The sequence below is a fragment of the Pseudomonas sp. P9_2 genome, from assembly GCF_034008255.1.
GTDB classification, from domain to species: domain Bacteria; phylum Pseudomonadota; class Gammaproteobacteria; order Pseudomonadales; family Pseudomonadaceae; genus Aquipseudomonas; species Aquipseudomonas synxantha_A.
Genome location: NZ_CP125376.1, coordinates 3,939,951 through 3,960,668, shown reverse-complemented (window position 1 = coordinate 3,960,668; position 20,718 = coordinate 3,939,951). Strand labels below are relative to the sequence as shown.

Sequence of the window (20,718 nt, the reverse complement as noted above, 5' to 3'; positions counted from 1 at the left end):
CGCCTCTGGGTGCGTTGCTGCATAAGGCGCGGCGCAGGTTAAAAGCCAAGCATTGGTCGGGCCGCCAATGGAGATTTGTCGTGCCTGATAAACACCCTGCCATCCCCCGCCCTCAGCGCCTGACTGAGGGCGCGCTGTCTGCCCTTGAGCGTTTTTCCCATATCGAAGCCGTGAGCGGTATCGTCCTGCTGTTGGCAGCGATCGTGGCGCTGATCTGGGCCAACAGCCCCGCCGCAGCGACCTACGAGCACTTCTGGAACACGCCTGTTACCCTGGGACTTGGCGATTACAGCGTGTCGCGTTCCCTGCACTTTCTGGTCAATGACGGGCTGATGACCATCTTCTTTCTGGTAGTCGGCGCCGAGATCCGTCAGGAAATCAAAGATGGCGCCCTGGCCAATCTGAAACTGGCCACGCTGCCCTTGGGCGCTGCGCTGGGCGGTGTGCTGATGCCTGCACTCATCTACACCCTGCTCAACCACGGCACCGTCGCCGCCAGTGGCTGGGCGGTACCCACCGCGACCGACATCGCCTTTGCCGTGGGCGTGCTGGCGCTGCTGGGCAAGTCGATTCCCAGTGGCGTGCGTATCCTGTTGCTGGCCCTGGCGATCATCGATGACATCGTGGCGATTCTGATCATCGCGATCTTCTTCACTGCCAGCCTCGATTACATGGGCTTGGTGATTGCCGCAGGCGGGCTGGCGCTGGTGCTGGTGTTCCAGCGCATGGGCATCGGCAAGGCTGCGATCTATCTGTTACCGGGGGCGATTGTATGGTTCGGGCTGCTCAAGACCGGCGTGCACCCGACCCTCGCCGGGGTGATCCTGGGCTTGATGACGCCGGTCAACTCCAAGCCCACCACAGAACGCCCGCTGGAGACCATTGAACGCACGTTCAACGAGCTGATGGAGCGCTTCTCGCATTCGGCAGAAGGCCCCCAACAGGTCGCCCAGCCCCTCAAGCAACTGCGCCAAGCCCAACGGGAGATGTTGCCGCCGGTGCAACGGGTGCAATCGGCACTGCATCCGTGGGTGGCATTCGGCGTGATGCCGCTTTTCGCCCTGGCCAATGCCGGCGTGAGCCTGGACGGCTTCAACCTCGATGATCCGATGGCTCACGGGGTGTTCATGGGGGTCATCTTCGCGCTGGTACTCGGCAAACCCCTGGGCGTGATGCTGGCGAGCCTGATGCTGGTCAAGCTCAATATCTGCAAGCTGCCGGACGGTGTGACCTGGACAGGAGTCGGCCTGGTTGGCCTGCTGGCCGGGATCGGGTTCACCATGTCGATCTTTATCTCCTCCCTGGCCTTCTCGGACCCGGCCTTGCTCTCGGCCGCCAAGCTCAGTGTATTGGCCGCTTCGACCCTGGCAGCGGTGATCGGCCTGACCTGGGGCAAGCTCAAATTTTCAGGCAAGCACCCATAAGGCGAGTTAAGCACCCACTTTATCAAGGGCAAAAAAAGACCCCGGCCTTTTCAGGACGGGGTCTTTTTTATTCAAGCCGGCATCAGTACTTCTTGATGTCTGCCTGGGTTTCCAGCTGCTTGCGGAACGCCGCGAAGTCCTGCTGACCGATACGGGAAGCGAGGAAGCGGCGGTATTGCGCCTTTTCTTCGTCCGTAGGGGCTGCCGCTTCGTTGACGCCGTTCAAGCGCACAATCACCAGGCTGCCATCGCGCAGCGTCACCGTGGTGAAGGTCGGCTTGTCCTTGGCCGCAGGCTTGGGCATGCGGAACAGGGCTTGCAGCACGGCTGGGTCGATGGATTCCTGAGCGCGGGTCGCCGCTTCAGTCACCTTCCAGGCCTGACCGTCAATCGGCTGGTCCAGCGCGGTTTTGCCGTCACGCAGGCTGGCGATCAACTCGTCGGCATGGGCTTTGGCGGCAGCGCTCGCACGCTCCTTGGTCATCTGGGTGCGAATCGCTGCAGCGACGCTCTCAAGCGGCAGTTGAGCCGGCTTGAGATGCTCTTTGGCACGCAACACGATGATGGTTTCCGGGTCCAGCTCGATGGCGCTGCTGTTGGCACCTTCATCCAGCACTTCCGGGCTGAATGCCGCAGTCACCACGGCACGGTTGGCTGCAACGCCTTCGCCACCTTCACGGCCAAACGGCGCCGAGGTGTGGACGGTCAGCTTCAGGTCAGATGCCGGCTGAGCCAGGTCGGACGCTTCGAATGCCGCATCTTCCAATTGCTTGGTCGCTTCGACAAACCGCTGTTCAACCTGTTGGGTCTTGAGCTCGCGGGTCAGCTTGTCTTTCAGGCTGGCAAACGATGGCACCTCAGGTGCTTCAACGCCCAGCAACTTGATCAAGTGCCAACCGAAGGCACTGCGCACCGGCGCCGATACCTGGTCTTGCTTCAAGCCGTACAGGGCCGTTTCGAAGTCCGGATCGTAGACGCCAGGGCCGGCAAAGCCCAGGTCACCGCCATTGTTGGCCGAACCTGGATCCTGGGAGAACTCCTTGGCCAGGGCTTCGAACTTCTCGCCTTTGGCCAGGCGTGCCTGGACTTCTTCGATCTTGGCCTTGGCTTGCGCCTCGGTGACCTTATCGTTGACTTCGATCAGGATGTGCGCGGCACGACGCTGTTCAGCGAGGTTGGCGGTTTCCTTCTCGTAGGCAGCCTGCAGTTCATCGTCCTTGACGGTGACCTGGTCGAAGAAGGAGGACTTCTTCAATTCCAGATAGTCGATGACCACCTGGTCCGGGGTCATGAACTCTTTGGCGTGCTGATCGTAGTAAGCCTTGACCTCATCATCGGTGAGCTTCACCGCTGCCGGGTCTGCCTTGATGTTGACGGTGGCGAAATCGCGGGTCTGTTTTTCCAGACGGGCGAACGCCAGCACCTCGGCATCGGTGACGAAACCGCTGCCGGCGATACCTGCGCGAACCTGGCCGATCAGCATTTCCTGGGTCAGCATCTGACGAAATTGCATACGGCTATAGCCCAGTTGACGGATCACCTGGTCAAAACGTTCGGCATTGAACTTGCCATCCACCTGGAATTCCGGCGTCTGCAGGATCACCTGGTCCAATGCGGCTTCCGAGAAACCGAACTTGGCATCAGCAGCGCCTTGCAGCAGCAGCTTGCGGTCGATCAGGCCCTTGAGGGCCGCGTCGCGCAGCAGTTTTTCGTCCAGCAGCGAAGCGTCGAAATCCTTGCCCAACTGTTGCATCAGCTGGCGACGTTGCATGTCGACGGCCTGGCTCAGTTCGGTCTGGGTGATCTGTTCACCGTTGACCTTGGCCACGTCCTGCGCGTTATTACCCGAAGCCTGGAAAATGGCTTCGATACCGGTGAACGCCATCAATGCGACGATGATCCCGATAATGGTCTTGGCAATCCAGCCTTGTGAATTGTCCCTGATATTTTGCAGCATGCGTCCCCCAGAAACGGTTGAACTTCAAAAATAGGCAACCGTGGAGCGTGGGTAGAGTCCGGATAGAAGAAAGGCGCATCCGAGGATGCGCCTTCTCGTAACTGGCGGAGCGGACGGGGGTTTGAACTCTCACCCCCGGCGTGGCGACCCGATGGATACCTGGGCCGCTACCGCTCCGCTGCCAGGTCGGACGTGTGTCCGACCCGGGTAAGCAAAGGCTTGATCGAAGCTTAGTTAACGGCTTCTTTCAGGGCTTTACCGGCTTTGAAACCTGGTTTCTTGGCAGCAGCGATTTGCAGTGCTTTGCCAGTCTGTGGGTTACGGCCAGTGCGAGCTGGGCGGTCAGTCACAGAGAAAGTACCGAAGCCTACCAGTACCACGGAGTCGCCGGCCTTCAGAGCGCCAGTGACGGATTCGATTACTGCGTCCAGCGCACGGCCAGCAGCAGCTTTCGGGATATCAGCGGATGCGGCGATAGCATCAATCAGTTCCGACTTGTTCACTCTAAGTCCCCTTATATATCTATTGAGTATGATTCTAAGTTTTTTGGTAAAAGCAAAAACCAGTGCTGGGTGGCCTACAGACACTTAAGAGCCGCTTTATAACAAGGGCTCTAAAAAGCTGTCAAGGAAGCCCCCAGGCTTTAACACATTAATGCGTGCTAATTCTTTCCTTGGAATCTGACTCGCGTTTTTCGTCCTTCGCGACTATCTCCGGAGCTACATCCGGCAAGGGTTCCGGCGCGTATTGCAGCGCAATTTGCAGGACCTCGTCAATCCATTTAACCGGTTTAATCTGAAGATCCTGCTTGATGTTGTCAGGAATTTCCTTCAAGTCGCGAACATTCTCTTCCGGAATGATCACCGTCTTGATTCCGCCCCGGTGAGCCGCCAGCAATTTCTCTTTCAGACCACCGATGGCCAATACCTGACCACGCAGGGTAATTTCCCCGGTCATTGCGACGTCAGCGCGCACAGGGATGCCAGTCAATGCCGACACCAGGGCCGTGCACATGCCTACGCCCGCGCTAGGGCCGTCTTTCGGGGTCGCCCCTTCCGGCATATGGATATGGGTGTCGTGCTTCTCATGGAAGTCCAGCGGGATGCCCAGGCTGCGGGCACGACTGCGCACCACGGTCTGCGCGGCCGTGATGGATTCGACCATCACGTCACCCAGAGAGCCGGTCTTGATCAACTGGCCTTTGCCGGGAATCACCGCAGCTTCAATGGTGAGCAATTCGCCACCCACCTGAGTCCACGCCAGGCCAGTCACCTGCCCGACCTGATCCTGCTGCTCGGCCAGGCCGTAGCGGAATTTCTTCACACCCAGGAAGTGTTCCAGGGAGTCGGCAACTACCTTCACAGAGAAACGTTTTTCCAGTGCGTGTTCTTTTACCGCCTTGCGGCAGATCTTCGCGATCTGGCGCTCAAGGCCCCGTACACCGGCCTCGCGGGTGTAGTAACGCACGATGTCGCGGATCGCCTCGACCTCAAACTCGATCTCGCCCTTCTTCAGGCCGTTGGCCGAAATCTGCTTGGGCGCGAGGTATTTGACGGCGATATTGATCTTCTCGTCTTCGGTGTAACCCGGCAGACGAATCACCTCCATCCGGTCCAGCAAGGCTGGCGGAATGTTCATGGAATTGGAGGTGCACAGGAACATTACATCAGACAAGTCGTAGTCGACTTCCAGGTAATGGTCGTTGAAGTTGTGATTCTGCTCCGGATCGAGCACCTCAAGCAGCGCCGAGGCAGGATCGCCACGCATATCGCTGCCCATTTTGTCGATTTCATCGAGCAGGAACAGTGGGTTGCGCACGCCCACTTTTGTCATCTTTTGAATCAATCTTCCTGGCATCGAACCGATGTAGGTACGGCGATGACCACGGATTTCCGCCTCGTCACGCACACCACCCAAGGCCATGCGCACAAACTTGCGGTTGGTGGCACTGGCAATCGACTCGGCCAGGGAGGTTTTACCCACACCCGGAGGGCCGACCAGGCACAACACCGGACCACGAATCTTTTTCACGCGCTTTTGCACGGCAAGGTATTCGAGGATGCGCTCTTTGACTTCCTCAAGACCATAGTGGTCGGCGTCGAGGATTTCTTCGGCGCGAGCCAGATCCAGGCGTACCTTGGTCTGGGCCTTCCACGGCACCTGCACGAGCCAATCGATGTAGGAACGCACCACGGTGGCTTCGGCCGACATTGGCGACATCTGCTTGAGCTTGTTCAGCTCGGCGGTGGCCTTGGTCAGGGCATCTTTGGGCAGGCCAGCGGCATCAATGCGCTTTTTCAGCTCTTCGATTTCGTTGTGGCCTTCCTCGCCGTCGCCGAGTTCCTTCTGAATGGCCTTCATCTGCTCATTCAGATAGTACTCGCGCTGGCTGCGCTCCATTTGCTTCTTCACGCGACCGCGGATGCGCTTTTCTACCTGCAACAGGTCGATTTCGCCATCCAGCAGCGCCAACACGTGTTCGACACGGGCCGACAGGTCGATGATTTCGAGGATGTCCTGCTTCTGCTCGATTTTCAGCGCCATGTGCGCGGCCATGGTATCGACCAGGCGGCTTGGTTCATCAATGCTGCTGAGGGAAGACAGCACTTCAGCCGGGACTTTCTTGCCCAACTGCACATACTGCTCGAACTGCGAGAGCAGGCTGCGCACAAACACTTCGGATTCGCGCTCTGCAGCTTCGACTTCTTCGATCAGTGCCACTTCGGCGCGCAGGTGCCCGTCCACCTCCATGAAACGCTCTACGGCACCGCGCTGCTCGCCTTCCACCAGCACCTTGACGGTGCCATCAGGCAGCTTGAGCAATTGCAGCACAGTGGCAATGGTGCCGACGCGATACAGGGCATCTTCACCCGGATCATCATCAGCAGGATTCTTCTGGGCCAACAGCAGGATCTGCTTGTCGCCCGTCATCGCAGCCTCGAGGGCTTCGATAGACTTCTCGCGCCCCACGAACAGCGGGATAACCATGTGCGGATAGACGACGACATCACGCAACGGCAGGAGAGGCAATTCGATGGTTGTCTTCATGATTTCGCCTCTATGACAGTTGATAAGTAAGCATGAAACCAAGATGGGGGTTACATGCAAAAAAAACAAGCTCAATGCCAGTAGTTAAACGCATGAATACACGCGAATTTAACCACCGCACCAAGAAAACGCCCCAAAAAACAAGGGGCCCCTAAAGGCCCCTTGCTTGTACCGCAACTGCTGAACGCTTACGCGTCTGGCGCAGCCTTGGCCGTCGGCTCACTGTTTTCGTAGATATACAGTGGCTTGGACTTGCCTTCGATAACGCTTTCGTCGATCACCACTTTGCTCACCTCAGACTGCGAGGGGATTTCGTACATGGTGTCGAGCAACACGCCTTCGAGGATCGAACGCAGGCCACGTGCACCGGTCTTGCGCTCCAGCGCCCGCTTGGCCACCGATTTGAGCGCGTCGGTACGGAACTCGAGGTCCACGCCTTCCATCTCGAACAACTTGGCGTATTGCTTGGTCAGGGCGTTCTTGGGCTCGGTGAGGATCTGAATCAAAGCCGCCTCATCCAATTCGTCCAATGTCGCCAGGACCGGCAAGCGGCCAACGAATTCCGGGATCAGACCAAACTTGACCAGATCGTCAGGCTCGACTTCACGCAGGGACTCGCCCACCTTCTTGCCTTCTTCCTTACTGCGCACTTCCGCACTGAAACCAATGCCGCCACGGGTGGAGCGCTGCTGGATAACCTTCTCCAGGCCGGAGAATGCGCCACCACAAATGAACAGGATGTTGCGCGTATCAACCTGAAGGAATTCCTGCTGCGGGTGCTTGCGGCCGCCCTGTGGCGGTACGGAAGCAACCGTGCCTTCGATCAGTTTCAACAGTGCCTGCTGCACGCCTTCACCGGAAACATCCCGAGTGATCGACGGGTTGTCAGACTTGCGCGAAATCTTGTCGATTTCGTCGATGTAGACAATACCCATCTGGGCCTTCTCTACGTCGTAGTCGCACTTCTGCAGCAGTTTCTGAATGATGTTCTCGACATCTTCGCCCACATAGCCAGCCTCGGTGAGGGTGGTGGCGTCGGCGATGGTGAACGGAACGTTCAGCAGGCGAGCGAGGGTTTCCGCAAGCAAGGTTTTACCCGAACCTGTAGGACCGATCAGCAGAATGTTGCTCTTGCCGAGTTCGACCTCGTCGCCTTTCTTGTCACGCTGGTTCAGGCGCTTGTAGTGGTTGTACACCGCTACGGCCAGAACCTTCTTTGCACGCTCCTGGCCAATGACGTATTGGTCCAGGATGCCGCTGATTTCTTTAGGCGATGGGAGTTTGTGCGCACTGCTCTCGGCCTGGGCTTCCTGCACCTCCTCGCGGATGATGTCATTGCACAGGTCGACGCATTCGTCGCAGATAAACACCGAGGGGCCGGCAATCAATTTGCGTACTTCATGCTGGCTTTTGCCACAGAAGGAGCAATAGAGCAGCTTGCCGTTGTCCTCGCCGTTGCGGGTGTCAGTCATTCGTTCGATCCAAATCCGATAGGCTTGCAACACAAGATGAAGGCTTATGCGGGCTTTTTCAAGCCCGCCAGTGGTCGGACATGCCGACCAGCCCTATTTTGAGCGGCTTATATTAAGCGGGGCGCTTTTCGATCACTGCGTCGATCAACCCGTATTCACGGGCGGCTTCTGCGCTCATGAAATTGTCACGGTTGGTGTCGCGCTCGATTTCTTCCAGTGTGTGCCCGCTGTGCTTGGCCATCAGCGTGTTCAGACGCTCACGAATGAAGAGGATTTCCTTGGCATGGATTTCAATGTCCGATGCCTGGCCCTGGAAACCGCCCAGTGGCTGGTGAATCATCACGCGTGAGTTCGGCAGGCAGAAACGCTTGCCTTCGGCACCTGCTGTCAGCAGGAACGCGCCCATGCTGCAAGCCTGGCCGATGCAGGTAGTCGACACGTTTGGCTTGATGAATTGCATGGTGTCGTAGATCGACATCCCTGCGGTCACCGAACCACCTGGCGAGTTGATGTAGAGATGGATGTCCTTGTCCGGGTTTTCCGCTTCAAGGAACAGCAATTGCGCACAGATCAGGTTAGCCATGTAGTCCTCTACCGGGCCAACCAGAAAGATCACTCGCTCCTTGAGCAGGCGCGAGTAGATGTCGTAGGCGCGTTCGCCACGAGCGGACTGCTCGACAACCATCGGGACCAGGCCGCCTGCGGCCTGGATATCAGAGTTCTGCTGAATATAGGAATTACGGAACATGCTCTGCAGTTACTCCCAAATAGTCATGTCTTGAAAACGCATAAGCCAGCGCGAGGCTGGCTTATGGTTGAATTTCCAACGAGTTGGACAATCAGTCGGCTTGTGCTGCTTCCGCCGGTTTGACTGCTTCTTCGTAAGAGACCGCTTTATCGGTCACCTTAGCCTTCTGCAGAACAGTATCCACAACTTGTTCTTCAAGCACAACCGAACGTACTTCGTTCAGCTGCTGGTCATTCTTGTAGTACCAAGCCACGACCTGCTCAGGCTCCTGGTAGGCCGAAGCCATTTCCTGGATCATTTCGCGAACGCGGTCTTCGTCAGGCTTGAGGTCGAACTGCTTGACCACTTCAGCCACGATCAGGCCCAGCACAACGCGGCGCTTGGCTTGCTCTTCGAACAGCTCGGCCGGCAGCTGGTCAGGCTTGATGTTGCCACCAAACTGCTGAACAGCTTGTACGCGCAGGCGATCCACTTCGTTGGACAGCAGGGCCTTTGGCACTTCGATCGGGTTGGCGGCCAGCAGACCGTCCATGACCTGGTTCTTGACCTTGGACTTGATGGCCTGGCGCAGCTCACGCTCCATGTTCTTGCGAACTTCGGTGCGGAAACCTTCGATGCCGGTTTCCTTGATACCGAATTGAGCGAAGAACTCTTCGTTCAGCTCTGGCAGCTTAGGCTCGGAAACGCTGTTGACGGTAACGGTGAACTCGGCGGCCTTGCCGGCCAGGTCCAGGTTCTGGTAGTCCGCTGGAAATTCCAGGTTCAGAACGCGCTCTTCGCCGGCTTTGGCGCCAACCAGACCGTCTTCGAAGCCAGGGATCATGCGGTTGGAACCCAGCACCAGCTGAGTGCCCTTGGCGGAGCCGCCAGCGAACACTTCGCCGTCAACCTTGCCAACGAAATCGATGTTCAACTGGTCTTCGTTCTGGGCAGCACGCTCGGCCACTTCAAAACGGGTGTTCTGCTTGCGCAGGATTTCCAGCATGTTGTCCAGGTCCGAATCAGCCACTTCGGCGCTCAGACGCTCGATTTCGATACCGTCGAAACCAGCCACTTCGAATTCCGGGAACACTTCGAATACGGCAACGTATTCCAGGTCCTTGCCAGCTTCCAGGGACTTGGGCTCGATCGAAGGCGAGCCAGCCGGGTTCAGCTTTTGCTCGACAACGGCTTCGTAGAAGGAAGCCTGGATCACGTCACCTACAGCTTCCTGGCGCGCATCGGCACCAAAACGACGCTTGATTTCGCTCATCGGCACTTTGCCTGGACGGAAACCAGCGATCTTGGCCTTCTGGGCAGTCTGCTGCAGACGCTTGTTGACCGCAGTCTCGATACGCTCTGCCGGCACGGTGATGCTCAGGCGGCGCTCGAGAGCAGTAGTATTTTCAACAGAAACTTGCATGGATATTCCTCGTTGCACAGACGTTAGCCGGCCATTTCCGACCCCAATCAAGGGCATGCATTCTAGTGGGTCAAACTCAAGAAGTCACCCTACTGAAAATACAGCGGAAAACAGCCGGCAATTTATCGGTACGAAGGCACGGATGCACCTCGCCCCGGTGACAAATACAGCCAACTGCGCCAGGGCTCTGCGCCGCCTCTTCTATATAGAAGAAACCAGTCATTTCCCTGACGCCCGACCCCGCGCACAGGGCCTGCGGGCAGCGCGGCATCATCGAGACACACAAATACGATGAAACACCCCACCCTTTCGACCTTGCACCTGCAGCTGCCGGATATACGAACCGCTAAAACCAAAAAAGGCGCCAGACTGTTAAATCTGGCGCCTTTCGAATATGGGGTGGACGAAGGGGATCGAACCCTCGACAACGGGAGTCACAATCCCGTGCTCTACCAACTGAGCTACGCCCACCATATTGCGTTAACAAAGAAACCAAACTACTTCTTTGTTGAGCTTTACCCCGCCTGACGGCACAGCAAAGCTTTAATTGGTGCGGATGAAGAGACTCGAACTCTTACGCCTCGCGGCGCTGGAACCTAAATCCAGTGTGTCTACCAATTCCACCACATCCGCGCTTGAAGCTCTTAAAGCAAAGGCGCCAGACGATTAATCTGGCGCCTTTCAAAATATGGGGTGGACGAAGGGGATCGAACCCTCGACAACGGGAGTCACAATCCCGTGCTCTACCAACTGAGCTACGCCCACCATATAGCGCTACTTGTGCCAAAGCTGCCTAATGGCGCACCCGGCAGGACTCGAACCTGCGACCATCCGCTTAGAAGGCGGATGCTCTATCCAGCTGAGCTACGGGCGCCTGATTAATCTGTACTCTTGGAGGATTACAAACTAAGTGTTTCCAGCCTTGCAGGACAACAATTCTGCTCGACCTTCTAACCAGTGCTAGGCTGTGCCCGACAAGTGCGACGAATAGTATAGAGCGTCCTGATACCCGTCAAATCTTTTTTAAAAAAAACTGATTTTATTTAAGGGCTTAGGGCAATTTGCAGACCAAGCGCCTTTGCCCTCGCGCCCTGGCGTGCGAGAATGCGCGCACTTTTCTTCCCCCTCTCGATGGTTAATCACGCGTAATGACTGCACAACTTATCGACGGCAAATCAATCGCCGCCAGCCTGCGCCAGCAGATCGCCAAACGCGTCACCGAGCGTCGCCAGCAAGGCCTGCGCACGCCTGGCCTCGCGGTGATCCTGGTCGGCAGCGATCCTGCCTCTCAGGTTTATGTCTCGCACAAGCGTAAAGACTGTGAAGAGGTCGGCTTTATTTCCAAAGCCTACGACTTGCCTTCGGACACCACTCAACAGGCCCTGACCGACCTGATTGACCGCCTCAACGATGATCCGGAGATGGACGGCATCCTGCTGCAGTTGCCACTGCCCGAGCACCTGGACGCCTCCAAGCTGCTGGAACGCATCCGCCCGGACAAAGACGTCGACGGGTTCCACCCTTATAACGTCGGCCGCCTGGCGCAACGTATCCCGCTGCTGCGTCCATGCACACCCAAAGGCATCATGACCTTGCTGGAAAGCACCGGGGTCGATCTTTATGGCCTCGACGCAGTCGTGGTAGGCGCCTCCAATATCGTCGGTCGCCCGATGGCCATGGAACTGCTGCTGGCCGGCTGCACCGTGACCGTCACCCACCGCTTCACCAAGGACCTGGCCGGCCACGTTGGCCGCGCCGACCTGGTGGTGGTCGCTGCTGGCAAGCCCGGTTTGGTCAAAGGTGAATGGATCAAGGAAGGCGCCATCGTCATTGACGTGGGCATCAACCGCCAGGATGACGGCAAGCTGGTCGGCGACGTCGTCTACGACACTGCCCTGCCCCGCGCCGGCTGGATCACGCCAGTGCCAGGTGGTGTCGGCCCGATGACCCGCGCCTGCCTGTTGGAAAATACCCTTTACGCTGCAGAAACCCTGCACGGTTAATAACCAGGCGTAATGAAAAAGCCCTGCCTTAGCGCGGGGCTTTTTATTGCCTGAGAAAAAACTGTTTTTTCTTAGTTTTTAAGCACTTTCATCCGGTTCTGGAAGAACATTCGACAGTTTCTGATCCATACTCCTAGAATGTAACGTCATTTTTCATAAAGCCCGTTCCCGAACGGTATTTCCTTACTTTTTAGCGAGTTCATCCGCGTGAAAATTCGTCTCTCTATTGTCGGCCTGTTTTTCGCTTTGACAGGCACCTTCGCCCACGCCGCCGAATCCACCCTGGCCCCGCGTGACGCCTCCAAACTGCAAATCGCCTCCGGCAGCGCCATGCTGGTGGACTTGCAAACCAACAAAGTCATTTATTCCAGCAATCCCGACGTAGTAGTCCCCATCGCGTCAGTGAGCAAGCTGATGACCGGCCTGATCGTGCTGGAAGCCAAGCAGAACATGGATGAGTACATCGACATCAACATCACCGACACGCCAGAGATGAAAGGCGTGTTCTCCCGGGTAAAAATCGGCAGCCAGATGCCGCGCAAGGAAATGCTGCTGATTGCGCTGATGTCCTCGGAAAACCGCGCCGCCGCCAGCCTGGCCCACCACTACCCGGGTGGCTATGCGGCATTCATTGCGGCGATGAACGCCAAGGCCAAGTCCCTGGGGATGACCAGCACCCACTATGTGGAGCCTACCGGCCTGTCGATCCATAACGTCTCGACCGCTCGCGACCTGAGCAAGCTGCTGGCGTACGCGCGTAAATTCCCGATGTTGAGCCAGTTGAGCACCACCAAGGAAAAGACCGTGGCGTTTCGCAAGCCCAACTACACCCTGGGTTTCTCCAACACCGACCACCTGATCAACCGCGCCAACTGGGATATCAAGTTGACCAAGACCGGCTTCACCAACCAGGCGGGGCATTGCCTGGTGCTGGTCACAAGCATGGGCAACCGCCCGGTTTCGCTGGTGATCCTGGATGCCTTTGGCAAGTTCACCCATTTTGCCGATGCCAGCCGTATTCGCAGCTGGGTCGAGACCGGCAAGGGCGGCCCGGTGCCGGATGTGGCGTTGCGCTACAAGGCTGACAAGAATCTGAAGAATCGGGGGAATGCGGTAGAAGTGCGCCGCTAACTCACTCCCACCAGAAATCCGATGTGGGAGGCCCCCCTCCCATATTTGTTACTTGCGTTCCCCAAGGACCTTTAGCGCTTGGGCCGCCGCCCCTTCTTGCCCGGCCTGGGCCGTTGAGTTCGCCGAATCGTGCCAGCGCTGCGCATCCACATTAGCCGGCAATTGGCTCGGGCGTTGAGTCAGGATGGCCCAGTGGCCCGCGCTCTTCCATGCCGACTCAAAGTCACTGAAGCTCATGATCAATCGGCGCTCCTTGCCTGAGCGCAACAATACCGTGCTTTTCTGCTGGTTAAAGCCCACGACGACTACATAGCGCGCTCCGGACCAGAAGCTGGAATTGATTCGCGCCATCACCGGGTAACCCGCCGCCACCTGCGCCAGCACCGCGGTCAGCTTGGCGTCCAGTGGGTACACCATCAGCCCGTATTCGCGCGCCAGCACCTGCATGTTGCGTTCGAGGTTCGCCTCAGCACCCGGCAGGCGCAGTGGTTTGTCCAGCAACCCCGGTGTCATGACAATGCCTTGTTGCGACAGCATACTGGCAAGTGCCGTAGGACCGCTCTGATAAGCCTCGCTGCGAAAGGTCGGCACGCCGTTGAGTTCAACGCGCTCCGGCAGGCCGGACAGCTTCGACGGTTGGCTGGAACAAGCCGTTAACCCCAGGGCACAAGCCAGCAAGATGGATGTTTTAAGGTTCGAGCGTAAGCGCAATGTTTTACTCTCTTGATCAACGGGCGGTGAGGGCCCTGATCATAGGATGCTCTTGAGCGCGGGTATAGCCTGGCACATCAGTAAAGCACCCGCGATAGAGCAAACAAGTTGGACAGACACGACCATTGGTCAATAGCAGGCAACCGCCAGGTAGCTAGACTGTCCATTGAGAAGACTGTGTGTGCCCCCAGTGGGCGAAAGGAGGCCCGAATGAGCCTTGCAACGACAATTTTTCTGTTGATCTGTGGCTGGTTGGCAGTGGCCGCGGCCATGTTGTGGGGGGTCATGCGCGTGACTCGCCGGCATCATCACCCCCACGTCAAACCTGCCGCGCCCGCCAAGCCTCCCAAGGCGACGGCCCATCACGCCTAGCCAGGCATGCAATTGAAGTCTTGGGTGGCGGCGATTTCCTTGCCGTGACCGTCCTTGAGGGATGCGCGCACGGTGGTGCCCAGGCTCGACTCTTCCAGTGTGTAATGCTCACCCGCCTTGAAGTGTTTGTATTCCACCCGGCCCTGGCAGTCTTGCTGGTTGTCGTCGCCGGGTTCGTCTTCAAACAAGGTCACGTCCAGCCGATGGTCACCGGGGCTGACTTCAAAGTAGCGCCCGTCATCGACGCGTTTACCGTCAACCCGCTCGGCCATCAGGTCATTTGGCGCTTCCTCTTTCAGGCCGATCCAGGCTTGACTCGGGTCAGCCTTGGGCAGCGGGCCGGCGCAGGCCGAGAGCAACACAACAACGCTCAGCATAGGTATCAACAACAGGGTTTTCAGTGACATGGCAGGGCTCCAAAGAACATCAAAAAAAGACGTATCCGATGGATGCCAAGCTTGAAGAGCCCGCGTTTGCGGAACAAATGAATACAAATGAAACGATCTTCAGCCATTACCTAAATCTTCCTTCACCTGGCTGAAAGGTGCGTGTTAGGTGGGTCGGGCAAGACTGCCGGGGTTTGCAATCCTGCTCTTCTCGGAGACTCACGCATGCTCGGGCTGGTAAAGACCGCACTGCAAAAGCCGTACACGTTTATCGTGTTGGCTATATTCATCTGCATCATCGGGCCCATGGCGGCCCTGCGTACGCCCACTGATGTGTTTCCCGATATCGGCATACCCGTGGTCGCGGTGGTCTGGCAGTACAACGGCCTGTCCCCGGACGCCATGGCCGGCCGGGTGATCTACACCTATGAACGCTCCTTGAGCACCACCGTCAACGATATCGAACATATCGAATCGCAATCATTGCCCGGCATGGGCATCGTCAAGATCTTCTTCCAGCCCGGCGTCGATATCCGCACCGCCAACGCCCAGGTCACGGCGGTGTCGCAAACCGTGCTCAAGCAGATGCCACCTGGCATCACACCGCCGCTGATCCTCAACTACAGCGCCTCCACGGTACCGATCCTGCAGATGGCCTTCTCCAGCCCGAGCCTTTCGGAAGCCAGGATCCGCGACCTGGTGCAGAACAATATCCGCCTGCCCCTGAGCGCGCTGCCCGGCCTGGCCATGCCCACGCCGATGGGCGGCAAGCAGCGTCAGATCACCCTCGACCTCGACCCCCAGGCCCTGGCTGCCAAGGGCTTGTCGGCCCAGGACGTCGGCAATGCCCTGGCCTTGCAGAACCAGATCATCCCGGTAGGCACCGCCAAGCTGGGCTCCAACGAATACACGATCCTGCTCAACAACAGCCCCAAGGCCATCGATGAACTCAATGACCTGCCGATCAAGACAGTCGACGGCGCAATCATCACCATCGGCCAGGTCGCCCATGTGCGCGACGGTTCGCCGCCGCAAACCAACATCGTGCGCGTCGACGGCCATCGCGCGGTGCTGATGCCGGCGTTGAAGAACGGCAGCATCTCTACCCTGTCGATCATCGACGGCATCCGCCAGATGCTGCCACGCATCAACGAAACCCTGCCGCCTTCACTGAAAACCTCGCTGCTGGGTGATGCCTCGGTGTTCGTCAAGCAATCGGTGGGCAGCGTAGCCCAGGAAGGCATCATCGCCGCGCTGCTCACCAGTGCGATGATCCTGTTGTTTCTCGGCAGTTGGCGCTCGACCTTGATCATCGCCGCATCGATTCCGCTGGCAGTGCTCTCGGCCATCGCGCTGCTGGCGGTCAGCGGGCAAACCCTCAACGTGATGACTCTCGGCGGGCTGGCGTTGGCGGTGGGGATTCTGGTGGACGACGCCACAGTGACCATCGAAAACATCAACTGGCACCTGGAACAAGGCAAGGCGGTGAACACTGCGATCCTCGACGGTGCCGCGCAAATCGTCGGCCCGGCGTTTGTCTCGCTGCTGTGCATCTGCATCGTGTTTGTGCCGATGTTTTTGCTGCAAGGCATCGCCGGTTATCTGTTCCGGCCAATGGCGCTGGCGGTGATCTTTGCCATGGCCAGTTCGTTCATTCTCTCGCGCACCCTGGTGCCGACGCTGGCGATGTTCCTGCTCAAGCCGCATACGCCGGAGCAAGGCGTGGGGCATCATCCCGAAGATCAATTCATCAACCATCATGAGGGTGAGCAACACGCGAAACCGCGCAATGCGCTGCTGCAATCGGTGCTGAATTTCCAACAGGGTTTTGAGCGTCACTTCTCCAATATCCGAGACACTTACCATGGCTTGCTGACGTTGGCGCTGGGGGCGCGCAAGCGCTTCATTGTCGGCTTCCTGGCCTGCGTAATCGCCTCATTCGCGTTGCTGCCAAGCCTGGGCCAGGACTTTTTCCCGGCCACCGATGCCGGTGCCCTCGCGCTGCATGTGCGCTTGCCGCTGGGCACGCGAATCGAGGAAAGCGCCGCTGCGTTCGATCGCATCGAAGCACGCATTCGCGAGGTCATCCCCGCCGACGAACTCGACACCATCGTCGACAATATCGGCATCCCGCTCAGCGGTATCGACATGGCCTACAGCAGCAGCGGCACCATCGGCCCTCAGGATGGCGATATCCAGGTCACCCTGAATAAGCACCACGCACCCACCGCCGACTACGTGAAAAAACTGCGTGAAGCCTTGCCGCAAAGTTTCCCCGGCAGCCACTTTGCGTTCCTGCCGGCAGACATCAGCAGCCAGATTCTCAACTTCGGCGCGCCGGCCCCTCTGGATGTGAAAATCTCCGGGCGCAGCGATGCAGAAAACCGCGCTTACGCCGTAGAACTCGAACGTCGCTTGCAACACGTACCAGGCATTGCCGACCTGCGTATCCAGCAGTCCACCGGTTACCCCTCCTTGCAGGTCGATGTCGACCGCCTGCGCGCCAACGGTTTGGGCATTACCGAAAAAGACGTCACCAACAGCATGGTCGCCTCCCTGGCCGGCAGCTCCCAGGTGGCACCGACCTTCTGGCTCAACCCGGCCAATGGCGTGTCCTATTCCATCGTCGCCGCCACCCCGCAGTACCGTCTCGACAGCCTGCCATCACTGGAGGCCCTACCGGTGACCGGTGCCGATGGCCAATCGCAAATCCTCGGGGGCGTGGCGACCATCTCCCGCGTACAAAGCCCGGCGGTGGTCACCCACTACAACATCGAACCGACCCTGGACCTGTATGCCAACGTACAAGGTCGCGACCTGGGCGGCGTGGCCCGTGATGTGCAAAAAGTGCTGGACGACACTGCATCCATGCGTCCCAAAGGCGCGACCATCAGCCTGCACGGGCAAATCGATGCGCTGCATGAGGCGTTCAGTGGTTTGAGCTTCGGACTGCTCGGCGCAGTGGTGCTGATCTACTTGCTGATCGTGGTCAACTTCCAGTCCTGGGCCGACCCCTTTGTGATCATCACGGCGTTACCGGCCGCACTGGCGGGGATCGTGTGGATGCTGTTCCTCAGCGGCACCTCGTTATCGGTCCCGGCGCTCACCGGCGCCATCCTGTGCATGGGCGTGGCCACCGCCAACTCGATCCTGGTGGTGAGCTTCTGCCGTGAACGCCTGGCCGAACATGGCGACGCGTTGAAAGCCGCCATGGAAGCCGGTTACACGCGCTTTCGCCCAGTGTGCATGACCGCCCTGGCAATGATCATCGGCATGTTGCCCCTGGCGCTGTCCGAGGAGCAAAACGCGCCGCTGGGTCGCGCCGTTATCGGCGGTTTGATCTTCGCCACCATCGCCACTCTGTTGTTTGTACCCGTGGTCTTCAGCCTGGTCCACGGCCGTCACCCTACTCGCGCAATTGCTGGAGAAACGCCCCATGTCGTCTGATCACAAACCCTCGCGCAAGCGTCTGATGCTGATGGGTGTCGGCGGCCTGACCCTCGCTGCCCTGCTGGTCGCCAGCGGCTTGCACGCCCGCACGCTGCACGAGCGATCTGTCGCTGCCTGGACCGAAACGGCGGCCATTCCCCAAGTGATGGTGTTGCAACCCCAACAGAACACTGCCGGCGATACGCTGCGCTTGCCGGCGCACCTGGAAGCCTGGAGCACAGCGCCGATCCATGCGCGGGTCAGCGGCTATCTGAAAGACTGGAAAGTGGATATGGGCACGCAGGTCAAGGCCGGGCAAATCCTCGCCGAAATCGACAGCCCTGACCTCGACCAGCAACTGGCGCAGACTCACGCACGGCTGATTCAGGAACAGGCCAATGCACGTCTGGCAGCCACCACTGCCACGCGCTGGCAACACCTGTTGGCGAGCCATTCAGTGTCGCGTCAGGAAGCCGATGAAAAAACCTCGAACGCCGCCGCGACCACAGCCAATGCCGAGGCTGCCGCAGCGGACTACGCTCGCTTGTCAGCATTGGAGGGCTACAAAACCCTGCGTGCGCCATTCGCTGGCACCATCACTGCGCGGCATACCGATATCGGTCAGTTGATCAAAGCCGATACCGACAGCGATCTGGCGCTGTTCACCCTGGCCGACACCCACCAACTGCGCCTGTATGTGCCGGTGCCGCAGAACTACGCGGCAGTGATCCATCCGGGCCTGGAAGCCGAGTTGACGGTGCCTGAGCACCCAGGCGAACACTTCAAGGCGCGCCTGATCGGTGACTCCACCGCCATCGACCGCCGCTCCGGCACCCTGCTCGCCCAGTTCGTCGTCGACAACCCCAGCGGTGAATTGCTACCGGGCGACTACGCCGAAGCCAGCCTGCCGATTCCGGCCGATACTCACGGCGTGAGCATCCCGGCCAGCGCCTTGATCTTCCGCGCCCAGGGTACGCAAGTGGCGGTGTTGGATGGGCAGAATCATGTGCACCTGCAAGACATCCACATCGGTCTGGACCTGGGCGAGCGCCTGGTGATCGACCAGGGTTTGAACGCCACCGACCGCATCATCGACAACCCGCCCGATGCCTTGCGCGAAGGCGACCCGGTGCAACTGGCCGACGCCGCCGGAGGTGCCCATGCGCCCAAGGCTTAAACCGCTCGCGGCGCTGATACTGCTGGGGTTGCAGGGTTGCTCGATGGCACCGACCTATACCGCGCCGTCGATTGACCTGCCCGCCCACTACCGCGAACAGACCAGCGACGGCCCATGGCACAGCGCGCAACCGTCCGATCAGTTGGTGACCCAGTGGTGGCAACTCTATAACGATCCAACGTTGAACAAGCTGCAGCAGCAATTGCTCAACAGCAACCCGGACCTGGCTGCGGCACTGGCGCACTTCGATGCCTCCCAGGCGTATGCCAGCCAGTTGCACGCCGGGCTGTTCCCGCAAATCAGCGCCAGCGCACAGCCGCAGCGCCAACGGCAATCGGACGCGAGACCGTTGCGCGGCACAACGCAGCCGTCGGTGTACAACAGCAACATTGCCGGGTTTTCGTTGAGCTACGACCTGGACCTGTGGGGCAAGATCCGCAATCAGGTCGCGGCCGGTGACGCTCAGGCGCAAGCGTCAGGCGATGACTTGGCGGTGGCGCGCCTGAGCCTGCAACGGCAGTTGACGACGTTATATGTGCAACTCAATGGCCTGGATGCACAGAGCCGAATACTCGACAGCTCGCTGGAGGATTTCAGCCAGGCGCTGCAACTGACGCGCAGTCGCTACGAAGGCCAGATTGCCTCGGAACTGGACCTGACCCGCGCGCAAAATCAACTGGCCGAGGCCAAGGCGCAGCGGGATGAGGTGCGTGGGCAACGCAACCTGACCGAGCATGCAATCGGCGAGTTGGTGGGCGTGGCGGCCAGTGACTTTTCATTGCCGCCCAGCCCGCAGTTGATGGCCTTGCCAAGGATTCCATCGCAGTTGCCAAGCCACTTGCTGCAACGTCGCCCGGACATCGCCGCGGCTGAACGCCGGGTGTTTGCGGCCAACGCAAATATCGGCGTAGCCAAGGCGGCGTGGTATCCGGATTTCAGCCTGACCGGGTTGATAGGCGGGCAGACGCAAGGCGTCGGTAATCTGCTGTCAGCTGGCAATCGCTATTGGGCGTTGGGGCCGTTGGTGAACCTGCCGATCTTTGATGGCGGGCGGTTGAGTGCCAATGAACGCCAGGCCAAGGCCGAGTTTGAAGAGGCGTCGGCGCAATACCGTAGCCATGTGTTGCAAGCCGTACGAGAGGTAGAGGACAACCTGGGGCAACTGAGGGACTTGCAGCAGCAAGCCCAGGATGAACAGGCTGCGGCGCAGGCGGCGCAACATACCCAGGCGTTGGCGATGAACAGCTATCAGGCGGGGGCGGTGAGTTATCTGGATGTGGTCACCGCACAAACGGCGGCGCTACAGGCGCAGCGCACATTGCAGGCCGTACAGACGCGGCAGCTGGTGGCAAGTGTGGGGCTTTTGACCGCCCTCGGCGGTGGCTGGCAACCTGGCGCCTGACGTCAATACCGCAATCGGGAGCAAGCCCCCTCCCACACTGGTTCCGCGCCAGACAC

At 58.9% G+C, this 20,718-nt stretch carries 15 protein-coding genes and 4 tRNA genes; 7 read left to right on the top strand and 12 right to left on the bottom strand.

What is annotated here, in order from left to right:
* Window positions 1-80 precede the first annotated feature (80 nt).
* Entirely contained in the window at window positions 81-1,424 is a 1,344-nt protein-coding gene (nhaA, locus tag QMK52_RS17770; protein ID WP_005789286.1) for a Na+/H+ antiporter NhaA, read from the top strand.
* Between the two features lie 82 nt (window positions 1,425-1,506).
* Here nhaA and QMK52_RS17765 read toward each other — a convergent pair whose 3' ends face one another.
* The 10 genes from QMK52_RS17765 to QMK52_RS17720 form a co-directional block, all read right to left on the bottom strand.
* A complete protein-coding gene (locus tag QMK52_RS17765) occupies window positions 1,507-3,381 on the bottom strand; it encodes a SurA N-terminal domain-containing protein (protein ID WP_005789288.1) in 1,875 nt (624 codons plus the stop codon).
* A 230-nt stretch (window positions 3,382-3,611) separates the two neighbouring features.
* Window positions 3,612-3,884 (bottom strand): HU family DNA-binding protein, encoded by a 273-nt coding sequence (locus QMK52_RS17760; protein WP_003174819.1) that lies wholly within the window; start codon window positions 3,882-3,884, stop codon window positions 3,612-3,614.
* 148 nt (window positions 3,885-4,032) lie between these two features.
* On the bottom strand, window positions 4,033-6,429 hold the full coding sequence (gene lon, locus QMK52_RS17755; RefSeq protein WP_032880520.1) for an endopeptidase La: 2,397 nt from the start codon (window positions 6,427-6,429) through the stop codon (window positions 4,033-4,035).
* A 188-nt stretch (window positions 6,430-6,617) separates the two neighbouring features.
* Window positions 6,618-7,901 (bottom strand): ATP-dependent Clp protease ATP-binding subunit ClpX, encoded by a 1,284-nt coding sequence (gene clpX, locus QMK52_RS17750; protein ID WP_003238279.1) that lies wholly within the window; start codon window positions 7,899-7,901, stop codon window positions 6,618-6,620.
* 112 nt (window positions 7,902-8,013) lie between these two features.
* Window positions 8,014-8,649, bottom strand: a complete 636-nt coding sequence (gene clpP / locus QMK52_RS17745; protein WP_005789297.1) for an ATP-dependent Clp endopeptidase proteolytic subunit ClpP — start codon at window positions 8,647-8,649, stop codon at window positions 8,014-8,016.
* A 91-nt stretch (window positions 8,650-8,740) separates the two neighbouring features.
* Window positions 8,741-10,051 carry a trigger factor gene (gene tig, locus QMK52_RS17740; RefSeq protein WP_005789298.1) on the bottom strand — a complete coding sequence of 437 codons (1,311 nt, stop codon included), beginning with the start codon at window positions 10,049-10,051 and terminating at the stop codon, window positions 8,741-8,743.
* Between the two features lie 395 nt (window positions 10,052-10,446).
* Window positions 10,447-10,522, bottom strand: a tRNA-His gene (locus tag QMK52_RS17735).
* A 77-nt stretch (window positions 10,523-10,599) separates the two neighbouring features.
* Window positions 10,600-10,684, bottom strand: a tRNA-Leu gene (locus tag QMK52_RS17730).
* Window positions 10,685-10,740: 56 nt separating this feature from the next.
* Window positions 10,741-10,816, bottom strand: a tRNA-His gene (locus QMK52_RS17725).
* 32 nt (window positions 10,817-10,848) lie between these two features.
* Window positions 10,849-10,925 (bottom strand) — tRNA-Arg (locus QMK52_RS17720).
* Window positions 10,926-11,199: 274 nt separating this feature from the next.
* Here QMK52_RS17720 and folD point away from each other — a divergent pair.
* Window positions 11,200-12,054 (top strand): bifunctional methylenetetrahydrofolate dehydrogenase/methenyltetrahydrofolate cyclohydrolase FolD, encoded by an 855-nt coding sequence (gene folD / locus QMK52_RS17715; RefSeq protein ID WP_005789300.1) that lies wholly within the window; start codon window positions 11,200-11,202, stop codon window positions 12,052-12,054.
* A gap of 207 nt (window positions 12,055-12,261) precedes the next feature.
* On the top strand, window positions 12,262-13,185 hold the full coding sequence (gene pbpG, locus QMK52_RS17710) for a D-alanyl-D-alanine endopeptidase (protein ID WP_005789301.1): 924 nt from the start codon (window positions 12,262-12,264) through the stop codon (window positions 13,183-13,185).
* 48 nt (window positions 13,186-13,233) lie between these two features.
* On the opposite strand, the gene QMK52_RS17705 is transcribed toward pbpG, so the two are convergent.
* Window positions 13,234-13,896, bottom strand: a complete 663-nt coding sequence (locus QMK52_RS17705) for a peptidase C39 family protein (RefSeq protein WP_320403156.1) — start codon at window positions 13,894-13,896, stop codon at window positions 13,234-13,236.
* A 210-nt stretch (window positions 13,897-14,106) separates the two neighbouring features.
* Here QMK52_RS17705 and QMK52_RS17700 point away from each other — a divergent pair, with 210 nt between their 5' ends.
* Window positions 14,107-14,268, top strand: coding sequence for a hypothetical protein (locus QMK52_RS17700; protein ID WP_005789305.1), 162 nt, complete (start codon window positions 14,107-14,109; stop codon window positions 14,266-14,268).
* Here QMK52_RS17700 and QMK52_RS17695 read toward each other — a convergent pair.
* Window positions 14,265-14,675 carry a hypothetical protein gene (locus QMK52_RS17695; protein ID WP_005789306.1) on the bottom strand — a complete coding sequence of 137 codons (411 nt, stop codon included), beginning with the start codon at window positions 14,673-14,675 and terminating at the stop codon, window positions 14,265-14,267. The genes QMK52_RS17700 and QMK52_RS17695 overlap by 4 nt on opposite strands.
* A 204-nt stretch (window positions 14,676-14,879) precedes the next feature.
* On the opposite strand from QMK52_RS17695, the gene QMK52_RS17690 reads away from it, so the two are divergent.
* Genes QMK52_RS17690 through QMK52_RS17680 form a run of 3 tightly spaced genes read left to right on the top strand, consistent with a single transcriptional unit; the run spans window position 14,880 to window position 20,662 of the window.
* A complete protein-coding gene (locus QMK52_RS17690; protein ID WP_005789308.1) occupies window positions 14,880-18,101 on the top strand; it encodes an efflux RND transporter permease subunit in 3,222 nt (1,073 codons plus the stop codon).
* Window positions 18,091-19,260, top strand: coding sequence for an efflux RND transporter periplasmic adaptor subunit (locus QMK52_RS17685; protein WP_194438635.1), 1,170 nt, complete (start codon window positions 18,091-18,093; stop codon window positions 19,258-19,260). The genes QMK52_RS17690 and QMK52_RS17685 overlap by 11 nt, the downstream gene beginning before the upstream one ends.
* Complete coding sequence (locus tag QMK52_RS17680) at window positions 19,244-20,662, top strand: efflux transporter outer membrane subunit (protein ID WP_320403155.1); 1,419 nt, start codon at window positions 19,244-19,246, stop codon at window positions 20,660-20,662. Before QMK52_RS17685 ends, QMK52_RS17680 begins: the two co-directional genes overlap by 17 nt.
* Window positions 20,663-20,718: the final 56 nt, after the last annotated feature.

Excerpts from the sequence above, each read along its gene's own strand:
- QMK52_RS17765 (WP_005789288.1), bottom strand. The coding sequence starts at position 3,381 with ATGCTGCAAAATATCAGGGACAATTCACAAGGCTGGATTGCCAAGACC.
- lon (WP_032880520.1), bottom strand. The coding sequence starts at position 6,429 with ATGAAGACAACCATCGAATTGCCTCTCCTGCCGTTGCGTGATGTCGTC.
- clpX (WP_003238279.1), bottom strand. The coding sequence starts at position 7,901 with ATGACTGACACCCGCAACGGCGAGGACAACGGCAAGCTGCTCTATTGC.
- clpP (WP_005789297.1), bottom strand. The coding sequence starts at position 8,649 with ATGTTCCGTAATTCCTATATTCAGCAGAACTCTGATATCCAGGCCGCA.
- tig (WP_005789298.1), bottom strand. The coding sequence starts at position 10,051 with ATGCAAGTTTCTGTTGAAAATACTACTGCTCTCGAGCGCCGCCTGAGC.
- folD (WP_005789300.1), top strand. The coding sequence starts at position 11,200 with ATGACTGCACAACTTATCGACGGCAAATCAATCGCCGCCAGCCTGCGC.
- QMK52_RS17700 (WP_005789305.1), top strand. The coding sequence starts at position 14,107 with ATGAGCCTTGCAACGACAATTTTTCTGTTGATCTGTGGCTGGTTGGCA.
- QMK52_RS17695 (WP_005789306.1), bottom strand. The coding sequence starts at position 14,675 with ATGTCACTGAAAACCCTGTTGTTGATACCTATGCTGAGCGTTGTTGTG.
- QMK52_RS17690 (WP_005789308.1), top strand. The coding sequence starts at position 14,880 with ATGCTCGGGCTGGTAAAGACCGCACTGCAAAAGCCGTACACGTTTATC.
- QMK52_RS17685 (WP_194438635.1), top strand. The coding sequence starts at position 18,091 with ATGTCGTCTGATCACAAACCCTCGCGCAAGCGTCTGATGCTGATGGGT.
- QMK52_RS17680 (WP_320403155.1), top strand. The coding sequence starts at position 19,244 with ATGCGCCCAAGGCTTAAACCGCTCGCGGCGCTGATACTGCTGGGGTTG.